The organism is Massilia sp. BSC265, from assembly GCF_000740675.1.
Classification (GTDB): Bacteria; Pseudomonadota; Gammaproteobacteria; order Burkholderiales; family Burkholderiaceae_D; genus Telluria.
The window spans coordinates 50,259-66,198 of the sequence record NZ_JPXI01000029.1 but is presented as its reverse complement, the minus strand read 5'-3'; the positions used below and the strand labels follow the sequence as shown (position 1 = coordinate 66,198).

Annotated in this window: 11 protein-coding genes; 2 read left to right on the top strand and 9 right to left on the bottom strand. The window is 67.5% G+C overall.

Features of this window, described 5'->3' with window-relative positions:
• Positions 1-96: 96 nt before the first annotated feature.
• Positions 97-1,686, top strand: a complete 1,590-nt coding sequence (locus tag MA09_RS07515) for an aldehyde dehydrogenase (NADP(+)) (RefSeq protein WP_036246695.1) — start codon at positions 97-99, stop codon at positions 1,684-1,686.
• A gap of 289 nt (positions 1,687-1,975) precedes the next feature.
• Here the strand turns inward: MA09_RS07515 and MA09_RS07510 are convergent, their stop codons facing one another.
• The 9 genes from MA09_RS07510 to MA09_RS07470 form a co-directional block, all read right to left on the bottom strand.
• A complete protein-coding gene (locus MA09_RS07510) occupies positions 1,976-3,178 on the bottom strand; it encodes a sugar ABC transporter permease (protein WP_200883049.1) in 1,203 nt (400 codons plus the stop codon).
• Positions 3,178-4,704, bottom strand: coding sequence for a D-xylose ABC transporter ATP-binding protein (gene xylG, locus MA09_RS07505; protein ID WP_036246694.1), 1,527 nt, complete (start codon positions 4,702-4,704; stop codon positions 3,178-3,180). The genes MA09_RS07510 and xylG overlap by 1 nt, the downstream gene beginning before the upstream one ends.
• A gap of 101 nt (positions 4,705-4,805) precedes the next feature.
• Entirely contained in the window at positions 4,806-5,816 is a 1,011-nt protein-coding gene (gene xylF, locus MA09_RS07500; protein ID WP_036246692.1) for a D-xylose ABC transporter substrate-binding protein, read from the bottom strand.
• A 104-nt stretch (positions 5,817-5,920) separates the two neighbouring features.
• The gene (locus tag MA09_RS07495; protein WP_036246690.1) at positions 5,921-7,711 is read right to left on the bottom strand and encodes an IlvD/Edd family dehydratase; all 1,791 of its coding nucleotides are present in this window, start codon (positions 7,709-7,711) and stop codon (positions 5,921-5,923) included.
• A 4-nt stretch (positions 7,712-7,715) separates the two neighbouring features.
• Complete coding sequence (locus MA09_RS07490) at positions 7,716-8,606, bottom strand: SMP-30/gluconolactonase/LRE family protein (RefSeq protein WP_036246687.1); 891 nt, start codon at positions 8,604-8,606, stop codon at positions 7,716-7,718.
• A complete protein-coding gene (locus tag MA09_RS07485) occupies positions 8,603-9,394 on the bottom strand; it encodes an SDR family NAD(P)-dependent oxidoreductase (RefSeq protein ID WP_036246686.1) in 792 nt (263 codons plus the stop codon). The genes MA09_RS07490 and MA09_RS07485 overlap by 4 nt, the downstream gene beginning before the upstream one ends.
• Before the next feature lie 25 nt (positions 9,395-9,419).
• Positions 9,420-10,607, bottom strand: a complete 1,188-nt coding sequence (locus tag MA09_RS07480) for a fumarylacetoacetate hydrolase family protein (RefSeq protein ID WP_036246684.1) — start codon at positions 10,605-10,607, stop codon at positions 9,420-9,422.
• A gap of 16 nt (positions 10,608-10,623) precedes the next feature.
• On the bottom strand, positions 10,624-13,056 hold the full coding sequence (locus MA09_RS07475) for a glycoside hydrolase family 3 N-terminal domain-containing protein (protein ID WP_036246682.1): 2,433 nt from the start codon (positions 13,054-13,056) through the stop codon (positions 10,624-10,626).
• A 354-nt stretch (positions 13,057-13,410) separates the two neighbouring features.
• A complete protein-coding gene (locus MA09_RS07470) occupies positions 13,411-14,559 on the bottom strand; it encodes a LacI family DNA-binding transcriptional regulator (RefSeq protein ID WP_051933258.1) in 1,149 nt (382 codons plus the stop codon).
• A gap of 214 nt (positions 14,560-14,773) precedes the next feature.
• Between MA09_RS07470 and MA09_RS07465 the strand changes: the two genes are divergently transcribed.
• Positions 14,774-15,928 (top strand): endo-1,4-beta-xylanase, encoded by a 1,155-nt coding sequence (locus MA09_RS07465; RefSeq protein ID WP_051933257.1) that lies wholly within the window; start codon positions 14,774-14,776, stop codon positions 15,926-15,928.
• Positions 15,929-15,940 lie beyond the last annotated feature (12 nt).

Below are 15,940 nucleotides of genomic sequence, written 5' to 3'. Positions count from 1 at the left end.
GGCAAGATCGTCTCTCTTGAAGTCGCGGCTCCGTCATGCGGACCGCGGCTTTTTTTTCTCCCTTCATCCGTTTTTTCACCAGACAAGGAGCATTCCATGTACATCCACGGCGACATGATCATCGGTAGGCAGAGCGTGCGCGGCGCCGCAGGCGTCGTACACGCCGTCGACCCGGCGCGCCATGCCACCCTCGAACCCGCCTTCGGCCTGGCGTCCGGCGCCGAGCTGGCGGCGGCCTGCGCGCTGGCCGAGCAAGCCTTCGACAGCTACCGCGCCCTCCCGCTCGAGCGGCGCGCCGCCTTCCTCGAAGCCATCGCGGCCCGCATCCTTGACATCGGCCCGGCCCTGATCGAGCGCGCCGGCCTCGAATCGGGCCTGCCGCAGCTACGCCTCGAAGGCGAGCGCATGCGGACGGTCAACCAGCTGCGCCTGTTCGCCAAGGTGGTTCGCGACGGCCACTTCCTCGGAGCGGCCCTCGATTCCGCCCTGCCCGAGCGGACCCCGCCGCGCCCGGACCTGCGCCTGCGCAAGATCCCGCTGGGGCCGGTCGCGGTCTTCGGTGCCAGCAACTTCCCGCTCGCCTTCTCGGTGGCCGGCGGCGATACCGCCTCCGCCCTGGCGGCCGGCTGCCCGGTCGTGGTCAAGGCCCACAATGCCCACCTCGGCACCTCCGAGCTGGTGGCGCGCGCGGTGCAGCAGGCCGCGATCGACTGCGACATGCCGGAAGGCGTGTTCTCGATGCTGATCGGCGAAGGCAGGACCATCGGCGCCGAGCTGGTGGCGCATCCGGCGATCAAGGCGGTGGGCTTTACCGGCTCGCGCCAGGGCGGCCTGTCCCTGATGCGCATCGCGGCAGGACGTCCGGAACCGATCCCTGTCTATGCGGAGATGAGCAGCATCAATCCCTTCTTCCTGCTGCCGGGCGCGCTCGAAGGCGGCGCGGCCAAGCTCGGCCAGGGCTTCGTCGACTCGCTCACGCTCGGCGTCGGCCAGTTCTGCACCAACCCGGGCCTGGTGATCGGGCTGGAAGGAGAGGCGCTCAATGCCTTCTCGGTGGCGGCCGCCGAGGCCCTGCAACAGAAGGCGTCCGGCACCATGCTGACCCCCGGCATCCATCAGGCCTATGTCGAGGCGATCGAACGCCGCTCCGCAATCTCCGGCCTGCAATTGCTGGCGCGCGGCGCTGCGGCTGATTCGGAAGGCCCCGCGTGCGCCGCGCAGCCGGCCCTGTATGGCTGCGATGCGGCCACCTTCCTCGCCACCCCGGCGCTGGAAGAAGAAATCTTCGGCCCGGCGGCGGTGATGGTGCGCTGCCGCGACGAAGCCGAACTGCTGGCGATGGCGGAACACGTGGAAGGCCAGCTGACGGCGACCGTGCATGCGACGGCGGCGGACAACCGGCTGGCGGGAGCCCTGCTGCCCCTGCTCGAGCGCAAGGCCGGCCGCATCCTGTTCAACGGCTTCCCGACCGGCGTCGAGGTATCGCACGCGATGGTGCACGGCGGCCCCTTCCCGGCCACCTCGGACAGCCGCACCACCTCGGTCGGCGCCACCGCGATCGACCGCTTCCTGCGCCCGGTGTGCTACCAGGCCGTGCCGGCAGAGCTCCTGCCGGAAGCGCTGCGCGACGACAATCCCCTGGGCCTGGCCCGCGTGGTCGACGGCGTGCTGAAGACCGTCGGCTGAGTAATGCAAGTCAGTTAGTCGGAATTGTAGGGTGGGCGGGGTCAATGAGGTCAGCGGCCTCATTGACGTACGCCCACGCGGTCGTAGTTGGGATACGAACAGTCGCACGGGCTGCAGCACTGTGATCTGACCGCGTGGGCGGGAAACCCGCCCACCCTACGGATGAGCGGTGGCTCTTAGGTGACCGGCATTAGCCGGCTGAGCGCCCGGCGGTAAATGAAAAGAAGCCAGGCGCTTGCGCGCCTGGCTTCTTTTTGTTCGAAGACGACGTAGGGGCGCCGTCCGTTTCTTATCGGCGGCCCGTACGGGTCGCCACGTCCAGCCACACCGCCAGGGTCAGGATCAGGCCCTTGACGATCATCTGCCAGTAGGTGTCGACGTCCAGCATCGACATGCCGTTGTCCAGGCTCGCCATCACCAGTGCGCCGACCAGGGCGCCGTGCACGGTGCCGGCGCCGCCGCGCATCGAGGTACCGCCGATGAAGCAGGCGGCGATGACGTCCAGCTCGGCCGACATGCCGGCCGAGGGCGAGCCGGCCGCCAGGCGCGCGGTATTGATCAGGCCGGCCAGCGCGCACATCAGGCCCATCAGGCCGAAGATCCACAGCTTCACGGCGCGCACGTTGATGCCCGACAGGCGCGTCGCTTCCATGTTGCTGCCGACCGCGTAGATGCGGCGCCCGAACACGGTCTGGCGTGCGATGTAGCTGAACACGCCCAGCAGCACCAGCAGGACCAGTACCGGCAGTGGAATCCCTTCATAGCTGTTGAAGGTGCTGATCAGGCCGGCCAGCACCACGCCGACGATCGCCACACGCGCCACGCTGCGCCACAGCGGCAGCACGGGCAGCTTGTGGCGGGCCTGGGCGGCCCGCTGGCGCCAGGCCAGCACGCAGGCCAATACGAACAAACCGACGCCGAGCGCCACGCCGAACGCGGGCGGCAGGTAGGCCTGGCCGAGCTGCTCGAATTCCGGCGAAATCGGTGCGATGGTGGTGCCGTCGGTCAGCCCCAGCACGATGCCGCGGTAGGCCAGCATCCCCCCTAGCCCGACAATGAATGAAGGTATCCCCGCGTAGGCTGTCAGGTAGCCGTTCAGGAAGCCGAGCAGCATGCCGCCCGCGAGCACGATCGCCATCGAGATCGGCAAGGGCAGGTGGTGGACGACGTCGAGCACGGCCGCCAGCCCGCCCAATAGGCCGAGGAGCGAGCCGATCGACAGGTCGATCTCGCCGGCGATGATGACGAACACCATGCCGCAGGCGAGGATGCCGGTGACCGACATCTGGCGCATCAGGTTGGACAGGTTGCGGGCGGAAGTGAAGCCGCCGTCGGTCTTCCAGCTGAAGAAGGCCCAGATGATGGCGATCGCGACCAGCAGGGCCAGGATTTTATACTGCGTGAAAATCTGCTTGAAGCTGATTCCCGTGTTGGTGCTCAATCGTGCCGGCCCCCCTTGGGCCGCCACCGGAGCATGTACCTTGTCTAGCATCATTTCACCTGTCCAATTGCAGCGGCCAGCACCATTTCCTGGGTCAGGCCTTGATTAACAAAATCGCCCCGCAGCTTGCCCTCGCCCATCACCAGCACGCGGTCGGAAACCCCGAGCACCTCGGCCAGCTCGGACGAGACCATGATGATCGAGATCCCTTGCGCAGCCAGTTCGAGCATCAGCTTGTAGATCTCGAACTTGGCGCCGACGTCCACGCCTCGCGTAGGCTCATCCAGGATGAGGACTTTCGGATTCGTCAGCAGCATCTTGGCCAGCACGGCCTTCTGCTGGTTGCCGCCCGAGAGCGCCGTGATCGGCAGCGCCGGGCTGGCCGTCTTCAGCGCCAGGCGGCGGATCTGCTCGCCCACTTCGCGCGCCTCCAGGCCGTCGTCGATGCGGGTCAGCTTCGAAAAGCGGTGCAGCACCGACAGCGTGATGTTCTCGCCCACCGAGAGGTCGCGCACGATGCCGTGCTGCTTGCGGTCTTCCGGCACCAGCGCGAAGCCGGCCTCGATCGACTTCAGCGGCGTGGAAGTGTCGACGCGCCGGCCTTCCAGCCAGACCTCGCCCTCGTAGGTCCCCTCGTAGGAACCGTAGATGGCGGTCACCAGTTCCGTGCGGCCCGCGCCCACCAGGCCGGCGACGCCGAGGATCTCGCCGCGGCGCAGCTGGAAGGAGACGTCGTCGACTTTTTTCCGCTGCGGCTGGTCCGGGTCCCAGCAGGTGACGTGGCGCGCTTCCATCACCACCTCGCCCACCTCGTGCGGAAGCGACGGATACAGCTGGTTCATCTCGCGCCCGCACATCTGGGCGATGATGCGTTCGACGTTCATCTGGCCCATCGGGGTGGTGGCGATGTGCTTGCCGTCGCGGATCACCACGATGGTGTCGCAGATGGCCGCGACCTCTTCCAGCTTGTGGGAGATGTAGACGCAGGCCACGCCCTTGGCCTTGAGGTCGCGGATGATCTCGAGCAGGACCTCGATCTCGCTTGCCGTCAGCGAGGCCGAGGGTTCGTCCAGGATCAGGAGGCGCGCCTGCTTGTTGAGCGCCTTGCCGATCTCGATCAGCTGCTGGTGGCCACCGCCGTAGTTCTTCACCGGCAGCACCACGTTCACGTCGGGGAGCTTCAGCTCGCGCAGGATTTCCTCGGCACGACGGTTCATGGCCGGGTAATCGAGGCGGCCGCCCGGCAGGGTCGGCTCGTTACCCAGGAAGATGTTCTCGGCGACCGACAGCTCGGGCACGAGCATCAGTTCCTGGTGGATGATGATGATGCCCGCCTCTTCGGTCTCGCGCACCGAGCGGGCGCGCAGCGGCTGGCCGTCGAGCAGGATCTCGCCGTCCCAGCTGCCGTGCGGGTAGACCGCCGACAGGACTTTCATCAGGGTGGACTTGCCGGCGCCGTTCTCGCCGCACAGGCCGATGCACTCGCCGGGACGGATCGCCAGATCGATCCCGTCGAGGGCCGGAACACCGTCGAATCGCTTCGCGATGCCCTTCATTTGGAGGAGATAGCCGGACATTCGGTACTCTGTTTCACGTGTTGGAGCGCGCAGGCGCCCCCCGCCCCGGCCGACCTCGAGGACGGACCCGGGTGCGGGCGCCTGCCGGGGTCTCGGATGTTTTACTTGCCGGCCAGCTGGGACTGGGTGTAGAAGCCGTCCTTGACCAGCAGGTCGACGTTCGACTTGTTCAGCAGGACCGGCTTGAGCAGCAGGCTGTCGACATTCTTGAAGCCGTTGTGCATCTGGGCGTTGTAGCCCGGCTTCTGGTTGCGCACCAGTTGCACCGCGACGTTGGCCGCATTCGAGGCCAGTGCGCGCAGCGGCTTGTAGACCGTCATGGTCTGGGTGCCGGCGATCACGCGGCGCACCGCCGCCAGGTCGGCATCCTGGCCAGATACCACCACCTTGCCAGCCAGCTTCTGGGCCGACAGTGCCTGGATTGCACCGCCTGCGGTGCCGTCGTTGGAGGCGACCACGGCGTCGATCTTGTTGCCGCTCGCAGTCAGCACGTTCTCGACGATGGCCATCGCCTCGGAAGCGCTCCAGTCCTTGACCCACTGCTTGCCGACGATCTTGATGTCGCCCTTGTCGACCAGGGGCTGCAGCACCTTCATCTGGCCTTCGCGCAGGATCTTGGCGTTGTTGTCGGTCGGGGCGCCGCCCAGCAGGTAGTAGTTGCCCTTCGGCTTCAGGTTCACCAGCGACTGCGCCTGCAGCTCGCCGACCGCCTTGTTGTCGAACGAGACATAGGCGTCGACGTCGGCATTCAGGATCAGGCGGTCGTACGAGACCACCTTGATCTTGGCCTTCTTGGCCTCGCGGATGGCGTTGTTCAGCACCGTGGCGTTGTAGGGCACGATCACCAGCACGTCCACGCCGCGCGAGATCAGGTTTTCGATCTGGGCGATCTGGCGCTGCTCGCTGGCGTCGGCCGATTGTACGTACACCTTGGCGCCCAGCTTCTGGGCCGCCGCGGTGAAGTAGTCGCGGTCGCGCGCCCAGCGCTCCAGGCGCAGGTCGTCGATCGAGAAGCCGATCTTGGGGTTGGTGGCATCCGCGTGCGCCACCCCGACACCGCCGGTGAACAGCATGGCGCAGGCCAGGCTGACTGCCTTGATCATCTTTTTCATTCTTGCGTCTCCTGTTGATTTCTTATGTTGTCTAGCGGTCCAACGCTGCAGCGGCTCTGCCATTCCGATCAAGATCCCGCCGCCGCGCCAGTCCGCTCCGTCTATCAGTGGTTATGCCGCGGCATGTCGTGTCCCACGCCGCGGTAAGGCAGCGCCAGCTCCATGCAGGCCCCGGTATGCAGCTGGCCGACGGTGGCGCGGTAGATCTGCTGCCACGGGGTCTGGTTCGGCGGGATCGCGGGCGGGTCGTCCTTGCGGCGCGCTTCCAGCTCCTCGTCCGAGACGAGGACGTCGCAGCGCCCCGCGTTCAGGTCCACGCGGACGACGTCGCCGGTACGCAGCAGCGCCAGGTTGCCGCCGGCCGCGCTCTCGGGCGACGCGTTCAGGATCGACGGGCTGTCCGAGGTGCCGGACTGGCGGCCGTCGCCCAGGGTCGGCAGGGCCGTGATGCCGCGCTTGATCAAGGCATCGGGCGGCTGCATGTTCACCACCTCGGCCGAGCCGGGCCAGCCAAGCGGGCCGGAACCGCGGATCACCAGCATGGTGCGCTCGTCGATCTCCAGGGACGGGTCGTTGATGCGGTGGTGGTAGTCGTCCGAGCCGTCGAAGACGACCACGCGGCAGTCGAAGCGGTTTTCCGCGCCCGGTTCCGACAGGTAGCGCTCGCGGAAAGCCGGCGAAATCACACTGGTCTTCATGATGGCGAAGTCGAACAGGTTCCCCTTCAGGACCAGGAAGCCGGCGCTGTGCTTGAGCGGATCCGCGAACGGGCGGATCATCTCGCGATCACTGCTTTCCTTGCCTACGAGGTTCTCGGCCATGGTCTTGCCGGTGACGCTCAAGCGCTTCGAGCGCAGCAGGCCCTGCTGCTCCAGTTCCCACATGATGGCCGGCACGCCGCCGGCGCGATGGAAGCGCTCGCCCAGGTATTTGCCGGCCGGCTGCATGTTGAGCAGCAGCGGCACGTCGTAGCCGTATTCCATCCAGTCCTCGGGCGTGATTTCGACGCCGGCATGGCGCGCCATCGCCACGATGTGGGGCTGGGCATTGCTGGAGCCGCCGATCGCCGCGTTGACCACGATCGCGTCGAGGAAGGCCTCGCGCGTCAGGATGCTCGACGGACGCAGGTCTTCATGCGCCATCTCGACGATGCGCCGGCCGGTGTCGTAGGCCATCTGGCCGCGCTCGCGGTAGGGCGCCGGAATCGCCGAGCAGCCAGTGAGCGACATGCCGAGCGCCTCGGCCACGGCGTTCATGGTCGAAGCGGTGCCCATGGTGTTGCAGTGTCCCGCGGACGGCGCCGAGGCGGTGGCGATCTGGATGAACTTGTCTTCATCGATTTCCCCGGCAGCCAGACGGCGCCGGCCCTTCCAGATCGCGGCGCCCGAGCCGACCAGCTCGCCCTCGAACCAGCCGTCGAGCATCGGGCCGCCCGACAGCACGATGGCCGGGATGTCGACCGTGGCGGCCGCCATCAGCTGGGCCGGGGTGGTCTTGTCGCAGCCGGTGGTGAGCACCACCGCGTCGATCGGGTAGCCGTGCAGGATCTCGACCAGGCCCAGATAGGCCAGGTTGCGGTCCAGTGCCGCGGTCGGGCGGCGGCAGTTCTCGAAGATCGGGTGCAGCGGGAATTCCATCGGGATGCCGCCGGCATCGCGGATGCCGTCGCGCACACGCTTGGCCAGGTCCAGGTGGATGCGGTTGCAGGGTGCGATGTCGCTGCCGCTCTGGGCGATGCCGATGATCGGCTTGCCCGAGCGCAGTTCGTCCGGGGTGATCCCGTAGTTCATGAAGCGCTCCAGGTAGAGCGCGGTCATGTCGATCCGCTCCGGGTTGTCGAACCAGTCCTGGGACCGGAAACGGCGTGGCTTCTGTTGTTGGTCGTCGTGATTCATGGTGTCATTTCCTAAGGCGCAGCAGGCGCTGCGGCAGTCCGGGCGCCTCGGCCCGGAAGGTGAACAGGCCGCCGGCCAGCGGCTGCGCTTTCAGCTCCTCGCTCGACAAGCCCTTGCGGGCCGTGGTGGCGTAGACCGTGCGCAGGTCTTCCCCGCCGAAGGCCAGCTTGGTGACGTTGGCGCAGGGGAATCGTACTTCGCCGACCTTGGCGCCAAGCGCGTCGAAGCGGTCGATGCGCCACCCGCCGAAGGTGGCCACCCACAGGTGCCCTTCCGCATCGACTGCCATCCCGTCCGGGTAGCCGCCGTCCTTCAGCTCCACGAAGGGGCGCTTGCTGGACAGGCTGCCGTCCGCCGCAAGGTCGAAGGCGTAGACGCGCTTCGCCAGGGTGTCGGTGTGGTACAGCGTGCGTCCGTCAGGGCTGACGGCCGGGCCATTGGTGATGATGTAGTCCGCATCCATCCGGTCAGCCCCGGCGCCGTCGAAGCGGTACAGGGCGCCGGTCGGCGCCTCTTCCGCGTCGTCCATCGAGCCGAACCACAGGATGCCCTGCGCGTCCACGTGGCCGTCATTGAAGCGGTTGCCCGGAACCTCGGCCTCGACGTCCAGCAGGGGCTCGAAGGCGCCGGTCGCTTCGATGAAGCGATACAGGCCGTCGTCCAGCGAGCACACCATGCTGCCGTCTTCGGCGCGCACGATGAAGCTGACCTGGCCGGGGGCGTCCCAGCTGCGCTGCCCGCCGCCGTCGGCGTCACAGCGGTGGATGCGCCGGCCCTTGATGTCGACGAACCAGACCTGCCCGGCCGTGGCGTCCCACAGGACGCCCTCGCCCAGCGTCGCCTGTACAGGCCACAGGCACTGCGGGGCGCTCGCGATGGTGGGATGGCCGCTCATGCGCCGTACCAGCCCGCGTCGACGAAGTATTCGCGGCCACTGCAGTGGCGCGCGTTGTTCGAGGCCAGGAACAGGGACAGCGCGGCCACGTCCTCCATCTCGACGCGCTCCGGAATGCACTGACCGGCCAGGATGCGCGCCTCCTCTTCCGGGGTATGCCACAGCGCCTGCTGGCGCGGGGTGCGCACCGCGCCCGGCACCACGGTGTTGGCGCGGATGCCGTACTTGCCGACCTCGCGCGCCAGCGCACGGGTCATGCCCTCGATGCCGGCCTTGGCCGTCATGTAGAGGTGCAGCTGGGTATGCGGCAGGTGCCAGGAAATCGAACCGAAGTTCAGGATCACGCCCTCGCGCCGTTCCTTCATGCCCGGCAGCACGGCCTGGGTGCAGAAGAACTTGTGGCGCAGGTTGACGTTCATGCGGCTGTCCCAGTACTCGGGGGTGACGTCCTCGATTTCGTGTCGGTTGTCGTTGGCGGCGTTGTTGAGCAGGATATCGACGCCACCCAGCTCTTCCTGGATGCGGGCGAAGACGGCCTTGAGTTCGTCCAGCCTGGTCAGGTCGCAGCGCATGAACGTCGGCGGGTGCTGGGAGCCGGCCAGGCTGGTTTCCAGCTGGCGCGACGCCTCCTCGGCGATATCGAGGAAGACGACGCGCGCGCCCTGGCCAGCGAAGGCCCTGGTCAGCTCGCTGCCGATGCCGCTGCCGCCGCCGGTGACGACGACGCGCTTGCCCGCCAGGTCCGGATAGGACGCATAAGCGAATTCTTGTTTCTTATTGTCAGACATGAGATTCTCGTAAACTGATTGCGTCCTAGCGGGCGCCGGCCGCGGCCAGCAGGCCGCGTCGCGCCAGGTTGTTGTACAGGGCCCGTACACCGAAGGTCCAGGGCTCGATGCCGTCGCTGCGCTGGACCGTGTTGACCAGCGTTCCCAGCGACGGGGTGGAGATGCTGACGCGGTCGCCCAGGTGGTGGGTGAAACCCTTGCCCGGCGCGTCGCGGTCCTTGATCGGCGAGAACATCGTGCCCAGGAAGAGCATGAAGCCGTCCGGGTACTGGTGGTGGGCGCCGCAGGTCTGGCCGACCAGGTCGAGCGGGTCGCGGCTGATCTCGCGCATGCGGCTGCGGCCTTCCAGCGTGAAGCCGTCATCCTGGCCTTCGATCAGCATGCCCACTTCGGCTTCGCGCAGGGTGTCGAGCGAGAAGCCGCCGTCGAACAGGCGGATGAAGGGACCGATGGCGCAGGAGCCGTTGTTGTCCTTGGCCTTGCCCAGCAACAGGGCGCTGCGGCCCTCGATGTCGCGCAGGTTGACGTCGTTGCCGAGCGTGCCGCCGACCACCAGGCCGCGGCTGTTCACCGCCAGCACGATCTCCGGTTCAGGATTGTTCCAGTGCGAGGCCGGGTGAAGGCCGACTTCGGCGCCGTGGCCGACCGCCGACATCGGCTGCGACTTGGTAAACACTTCCGCATACGGGCCGATGCCCACTTCCATGTACTGCGACCACAGGCCGCGACCCGCCAGCTCGTCTTTCAGGCGCAAGGCGGCCTCGGAGCCAGGTTCGATCTGCGACAGGTTGGTGCCGATCGAGGCCTGTAACTGCGCGCGCAGTTCGCCCGCCCGTGCCGGATCGCCCTTGGCCTGCTCCTCGATCACGCGCTCGAGCAGGCTGACCGCGAAGGTGACGCCGCAGGCCTTGATCGCCTGCAGGTCGCAGGGGGCGAGCAGCTCGATTGCGCCGGTCGCCTCCCCGCTTACGGCAGCCTGCACCAGCGCCAGCGCCGCGCCCAGGTCTTCGCCTTCCGCGCCGCGCACGATGGCCAGCATGTCGTCGCGTTCGAACAGCTCCGCCACCGTGGCGGCGTGCTGCGTGATGTCGACCAGTCGGCCGCGGCGCACCGCCACCACCGCAGGTCCGTCGATAGGCGCGCCACGCCAGACGCGGCCGACCAGCAGGGCATCCATCAGGTCGGCGGGCAGCAGATTGCTTTCTTGTGTCATGATCTTGTCTCTTTCCTTATGCCACGGTGAGGGTTGTCTTCTTGAGGTCGACGCTGTTCGGTCCCACGAGAATGCTGAAGGTGCCCGGCTCGACGACGCGCTTCATGTCGGCGTTGAAGAACCACAGGTCGCTCGGCTCGATGTCAAAGCTGATGCTGCGGCTTTCGCCCGGCTCCAGGGTGATGCGCTGAAAGCCCTTCAGTTCCAGCAGCGGCCGGGTCACCGAGCTGATGTCGTCGCGGATGTAGAGCTGTACGACTTCGTCGCCGCGCATGCTCCCCACGTTGCGCACGTCCACCTGCACCCTGGTGCTGCCGTTCACACCGATGCGCGCCTGGCTGAGGCGCGGCGCCGAAATCTCGAAGCGGGTATACGACAGGCCATAGCCGAACGGGTACAGCGGCGTGGTCACGCCGTCGATGTAGCCGCGCCGGGTGCTTGGCTTGCGGTTGTAGTACATCGGCAGCTGGCCCGGGTCGCGCGCAATCGTCACCGGCAGCTTGCCGCCCGGATTGGCGCGCCCGAACAGCAGGTCGGCCACCGCGTGGCCGGTTTCCTGGCCCAGGTACCAGCATTCGAGCAGCGCGTCGGCCTGTTCCGCGAGCAGCTTGGCAGACAGCGGACGTCCGTTCAGCAGCAGCACCACGGTCGGTTTGCCCAGCGCGAAGATCGCGCGTGCCAGGTCGTTCTGCTGGCCCAGCAGGTCCAGCGTGATGCGGTCGCCCAGGTGGTGATCGGCCCAGGCTTCGCGCGCGGTCATCTCGTTGTCGCCCAGGACCATGACGATGGTGTCGGCCGACCTGGCCGCTTCCACCGCCGCGGCGATCAGGCGCGCATTGACTTCCGGCTTGGTGAATTCGATCTCGTCCTTGCCCCAGATGCGCTGCTCGGTCAGGCGCACGCCTTCCGAGTAGGCGAAGGAGAAGCCCTGGGCGCGCGCTTCCTTCTCGAGCGCCTCGTGGATCGAGACCACATGGCGGGGAATGTCCGAGTACCCGCCGATCGGGGTGTCCTTCGCATGGGTACCGAGCAGCAGCAGCTTGCCGACGCGGCTCGGCTGCAGCGGCAGCAGGCCCACGCCTTGTTCGTCCACCTTGTTTTTCAGGAGCACGGCGCTGCGGCGTGCCGCCTCGCGCGCCAGCGCGATGGCATCCGGCGTGGCGGTCAGCGCGTCGGCCCTGGCCGGGTCGGCATATGGATTCTCGAACAGCCCGGCGTCGAACTTCAGCCTCAGGATGCGGCGCACGGCGGCATCGATCTCCTTGACCGAGATCTTGTTCTCGCGGACCAGCTCGCCCAGCGTCAGGTAGCCCGCGGGGTCCGGGGTCTCGACGTCGACTCCGGCCTTGATGGCGCGCAGCGCCGCTTCCTTCGGGTTCGCGACCAGCTTGTGGCGCGAGACCAGCTCGAGCACAGCCATGTAGTCGGCCACGGTGACGCCCTTGAAGCCCCACTCCTTGCGCAGCACGTCCGTCAGCAGCCAACGGTTGGCGTGTGAAGGCAGGCCGTCGATCTCGTTATACGAGGGCATCACGGCCGCGATATTGGTTTCCCTGATGATCTTCTCGAAGGGCGGGAAGAAGTCTTCGCGCAGGGTGCGCTCGCCGACGTTGGCCGGGCCGATATTGGTGCCGCTCTCGGGCTGGCCGTGGCCGGTCATGTGCTTGAGCGTCGCATGCACCTTGTCCGCGGCCAGCGGCAGGGTCTCGCCCGAAAAGCCGATCACGGCGGCCTTGCCCATGACGCCGCACAGGTGCGGGTCTTCGCCATAGGTTTCCTCGATCCGGCCCCAGCGCGGATCGCGCGCCACGTCGACCACCGGCGCCAGCGCCAGGTGGGCGCCACGCGCCCGCATCTCGCGCGCCGCAACCGAGAATACCCGGGTCACGAGAAGCGGGTCGAAGCTCGAGGCCAGGCCGATCGCCTGCGGGAAGCTGGTCGACTCGCGCGCCGTGTAGCCGTGCAGCGCCTCCTCGTGCATCAGGACGGGAATGCCCAGGCGGGTCCGTTCCACCGCCCACTTCTGGACCGCGTTGACGTATTCGGCCGTCTCGCGCGGGCCGCGGTTGGCCGCTTCGCCCGTATTGCCGGCCACGTCGGCGACCTTGCCCACCAGGCGGTCGGACGGGCGCGCAAGCATGCCGATGCCGTTCGGGTAGGCGGCCACCGCCTTCTCGCCCGAAAAACTGCTGTCCGGATTCTGCACGCCCGGCTTCTTCTGCCACACGCACTGCATCTGCGCGATCTTCTCTTCCAGCGTCATGCGCCGCAGCAGGTCTTCGACCCGCGCATCGACCGGCGCGCCGGCCTGTTTATAAAGCGGCACGCCCGCCGGCCTGCCTTGCCCGCCCTTGGCTGCCGCCGTGGCGACGGCCGGAACGCTGCCCAGGCCGGCCATGCCGGCCATGCTGCCCACCGATGCCAGAAATTCCCTGCGTTTGATACCCATCGACTGTTGTCTCCGCTGCTTGTAGCGCTGTGTATTGTTCTGTCCCGCTCGTGACGGCGGGTGGCTGCGTGTCGTGCGGTAGCGCCATCCCCGGACAAACATTCGCATAACAGAAATGTTACCGCAACCATTCCAGTCTAAACGCCGGAATAATCCGCTGTCAATCAAATACTTGCCGAATGTTTAGTGTGGGCGACGAAACCGTGCGCGGCTGGCGCACGGACGGGGATAGGAGGGACGGAGACGCCGCAGCGGCGCCCTGCGAAGCAGGCTGTGGAGGGAAATCTCGAGGAAAAGACGGCGCCGGCCGCACTGCCGGCGCACATGCATGGCTGGGTGCGCCGTGCGCGCGGCTCAGCTCGCCGCTTGGGTGCGGCGTGCGCCGGCGGGCGTGGACTTGGTGCCGGACTTGAGCACCGGCAGCCGCGCCGGCGGCCGGATGCGCGGGGCGGCATCCGACTGGCGGCGCACCAGTTCGAATTCCATCGGCACGCGTTCCGGCGGCGCTTCCTCGCCTTCGCGCAGCCCGCGCACGCGCCGCACCAGCGACTGCACCGCCTGGCGCGCCATCTCGGCAATCGGCTGGCGCACGGTGGTCAGCTCGGGCCAGATGGTCGTGGCCAGGGCCGAGTCGTCGAAGCCGGTGACGGTCAGGTCGCCCGGCACGTCGAGGCCAAGGCGGTGCGCGACGGCGACGGCAGCCGCGACCATGTCGTCGTTGCTGGCGAAGATCGCGGTCGGGCGTTCCTCGAGGGCCAGCAGGTGTTCCGCCGCATCCAGGCCGGAGCGGTAGGTGAACATGCCCTGCACGACCAGGTCCTCCGACTTGTCGGCGCCCTTTTCTTCGATCGCCGCGCGGTAACCCGCCAGGCGGCGTCCGCTGGCGGACTGGTTCGGGTGGCCGACGATGAAGCCGATGCGCTGGTGACCGAGGGCGATCAGGTGGCGCGTCATCTGGTAGGCGGCATCGAAGTCGTCGATGCTGACGGCGCCCACGCGCTCGTCGGGCGCGCCGCAGGCGACCACCACGGCCGGGATGTCGGCCTCGGCCACGCAGGCGATCACGGCCTCGCTGTCGCACAACGGCGGCGGGAGGATGATGCCGTCCAGCCCGTTGCCGATCAGGCGCCGGGTCTGCTCCTCTTCGTGCTGGCCCGCCTCGCACTTCTCGACGAACAGCTGGACGTTGTTGAGGCCCGACTGGCTGAGCAGGCCCACCAGGAATTCGCTGAGGTAGGCGGCACTCGGATTACTGTACAGGAATCCCACCCGGATCGGCTTGGAGCCGGCAAGGTTGCGCGCCTCCTGGTTCGGGGTGTAGTTCAGGGCCGCGACCGCCTCGGCGACCTTGCGCCGGGTACTCTCGCGCACCAGGCCCTTGCCGTTCATGACGCGCGACACCGTCATCGGCGAGACGCCGGCCAGCTTCGCGACGTCGGCCATGGTCGGCTGACCGCGGCGCTCCACGTCTTCCTGGACGGCTTTCACGTTGGCTTTACTCATGTTCTCGCGGACCCCTGTTGGAATTTGACCCTGTTGTTTGCGCTATCTTAGCACATTCGCAAACGGCAAAGTGCCCCCTTCCTCGGGCATCGGAAAAGCTGAGACTGCTCCGAAATCGATTTCAATATCGAAAAGTTTGCGCTAACATTCCCGCACCAGACGAGCTCGCCGAAGCAGCGGGCACAGGACAACGACAACCGGAGACAGAAACGACATGACGACACGACGCACCATGCTGCAGGCCCTCGCGGGCGCCGCCCTCCTGCCCCCGGGCTTGCCCGCGCTCGCGGCCGCCCCCAACGGCGAGGCGCTCAAGGACATTGCCGGACGCAAGGGCTTGCGCTTCGGCACCGCGGTCGGCGCCGGCCGCAACCAGTTCGGCGACCCGGCCTACCGCGCCCTCGTCGAGCGCGAGTGCAACATCATCGTCGCCGAGAACGAGATGAAGTGGCAGGCCCTCGCGCCAAGCCGCGACGCCTACCGTTTCGAAGCGGCCGACGCGATGCTGGCCTGGGCCGGCAAGAGCGGCATGGCGATGCGCGGACACAACCTGTTCTGGCAGGCCGAGCGATGGCTGCCGACCTGGGTCGCGCAAGAAGACTTCGGCAAGGACAGCAAGCGCGCCGAAGCCCTGATGCGCAAGCACGTCAAGACCGTGTGCGACCACTACGGCAAGCGCATCGGCAGCTGGGACGTGGTCAACGAAGCGGTCGACCACGCCGACGGCAAGATGCGCCAGAACGCCCTCACCCGCGCCTTCTCGGGCCAAGGCGCCGGCTCGAACGGCGCGATCGAGCAGGTCGACCTGGCCTTCCGACTGGCCCACGAATACGCGCCGCACGCCCAGCTGGTCTACAACGACTACATGCGCGAAGACAGCGGCAGCGCCAAGCACCGTGCCGGCGTGCTGAAGATGCTGGCCGAACTGAAGAAGCGCGGCACCCCGGTCCATGCGCTCGGCCTGCAGGCCCACATCGGTTCCTGGGACGAGAGCAAGAAACGCGGCAGCGAAGACATGCGGGAATGGCGCCGCTTCCTGGACGAAGCCACCGCCATGGGCTACGACCTCCTGGTCACCGAGTTCGACGTGAACGACCGCGCGCTGCCGGCCGACATCGCCAAGCGCGACGCCGGCGTGGCCGCCGCCGCGCGCGAGTTCCTCGACGTCACCCTGTCTTATCCGCGCCTGAAAGATTTCCTGCTGTGGGGCATGGCCGACCATGTCAGCTGGCTGCAGACCTGGGACGAGGCGCCGCGCAAGGACAAGCTGCCGCAGCGCCCCCTCCCCTATGACGCCCAGCTGCGCGCCAAGCCCCTGCGCCAGGCAATCGCGGACGCCATGCGGGCGATGCCGGCGCGCCAGGCCTGACCGGCCACGATG

Excerpts from the sequence above, each read along its gene's own strand:
- MA09_RS07515 (WP_036246695.1), top strand. The coding sequence starts at position 97 with ATGTACATCCACGGCGACATGATCATCGGTAGGCAGAGCGTGCGCGGC.
- MA09_RS07510 (WP_200883049.1), bottom strand. The coding sequence starts at position 3,178 with ATGCTAGACAAGGTACATGCTCCGGTGGCGGCCCAAGGGGGGCCGGCA.
- xylG (WP_036246694.1), bottom strand. The coding sequence starts at position 4,704 with ATGTCCGGCTATCTCCTCCAAATGAAGGGCATCGCGAAGCGATTCGAC.
- xylF (WP_036246692.1), bottom strand. The coding sequence starts at position 5,816 with ATGAAAAAGATGATCAAGGCAGTCAGCCTGGCCTGCGCCATGCTGTTC.
- MA09_RS07495 (WP_036246690.1), bottom strand. The coding sequence starts at position 7,711 with ATGAATCACGACGACCAACAACAGAAGCCACGCCGTTTCCGGTCCCAG.
- MA09_RS07490 (WP_036246687.1), bottom strand. The coding sequence starts at position 8,606 with ATGAGCGGCCATCCCACCATCGCGAGCGCCCCGCAGTGCCTGTGGCCT.
- MA09_RS07485 (WP_036246686.1), bottom strand. The coding sequence starts at position 9,394 with ATGTCTGACAATAAGAAACAAGAATTCGCTTATGCGTCCTATCCGGAC.
- MA09_RS07480 (WP_036246684.1), bottom strand. The coding sequence starts at position 10,607 with ATGACACAAGAAAGCAATCTGCTGCCCGCCGACCTGATGGATGCCCTG.
- MA09_RS07475 (WP_036246682.1), bottom strand. The coding sequence starts at position 13,056 with ATGGGTATCAAACGCAGGGAATTTCTGGCATCGGTGGGCAGCATGGCC.
- MA09_RS07470 (WP_051933258.1), bottom strand. The coding sequence starts at position 14,559 with ATGAGTAAAGCCAACGTGAAAGCCGTCCAGGAAGACGTGGAGCGCCGC.
- MA09_RS07465 (WP_051933257.1), top strand. The coding sequence starts at position 14,774 with ATGACGACACGACGCACCATGCTGCAGGCCCTCGCGGGCGCCGCCCTC.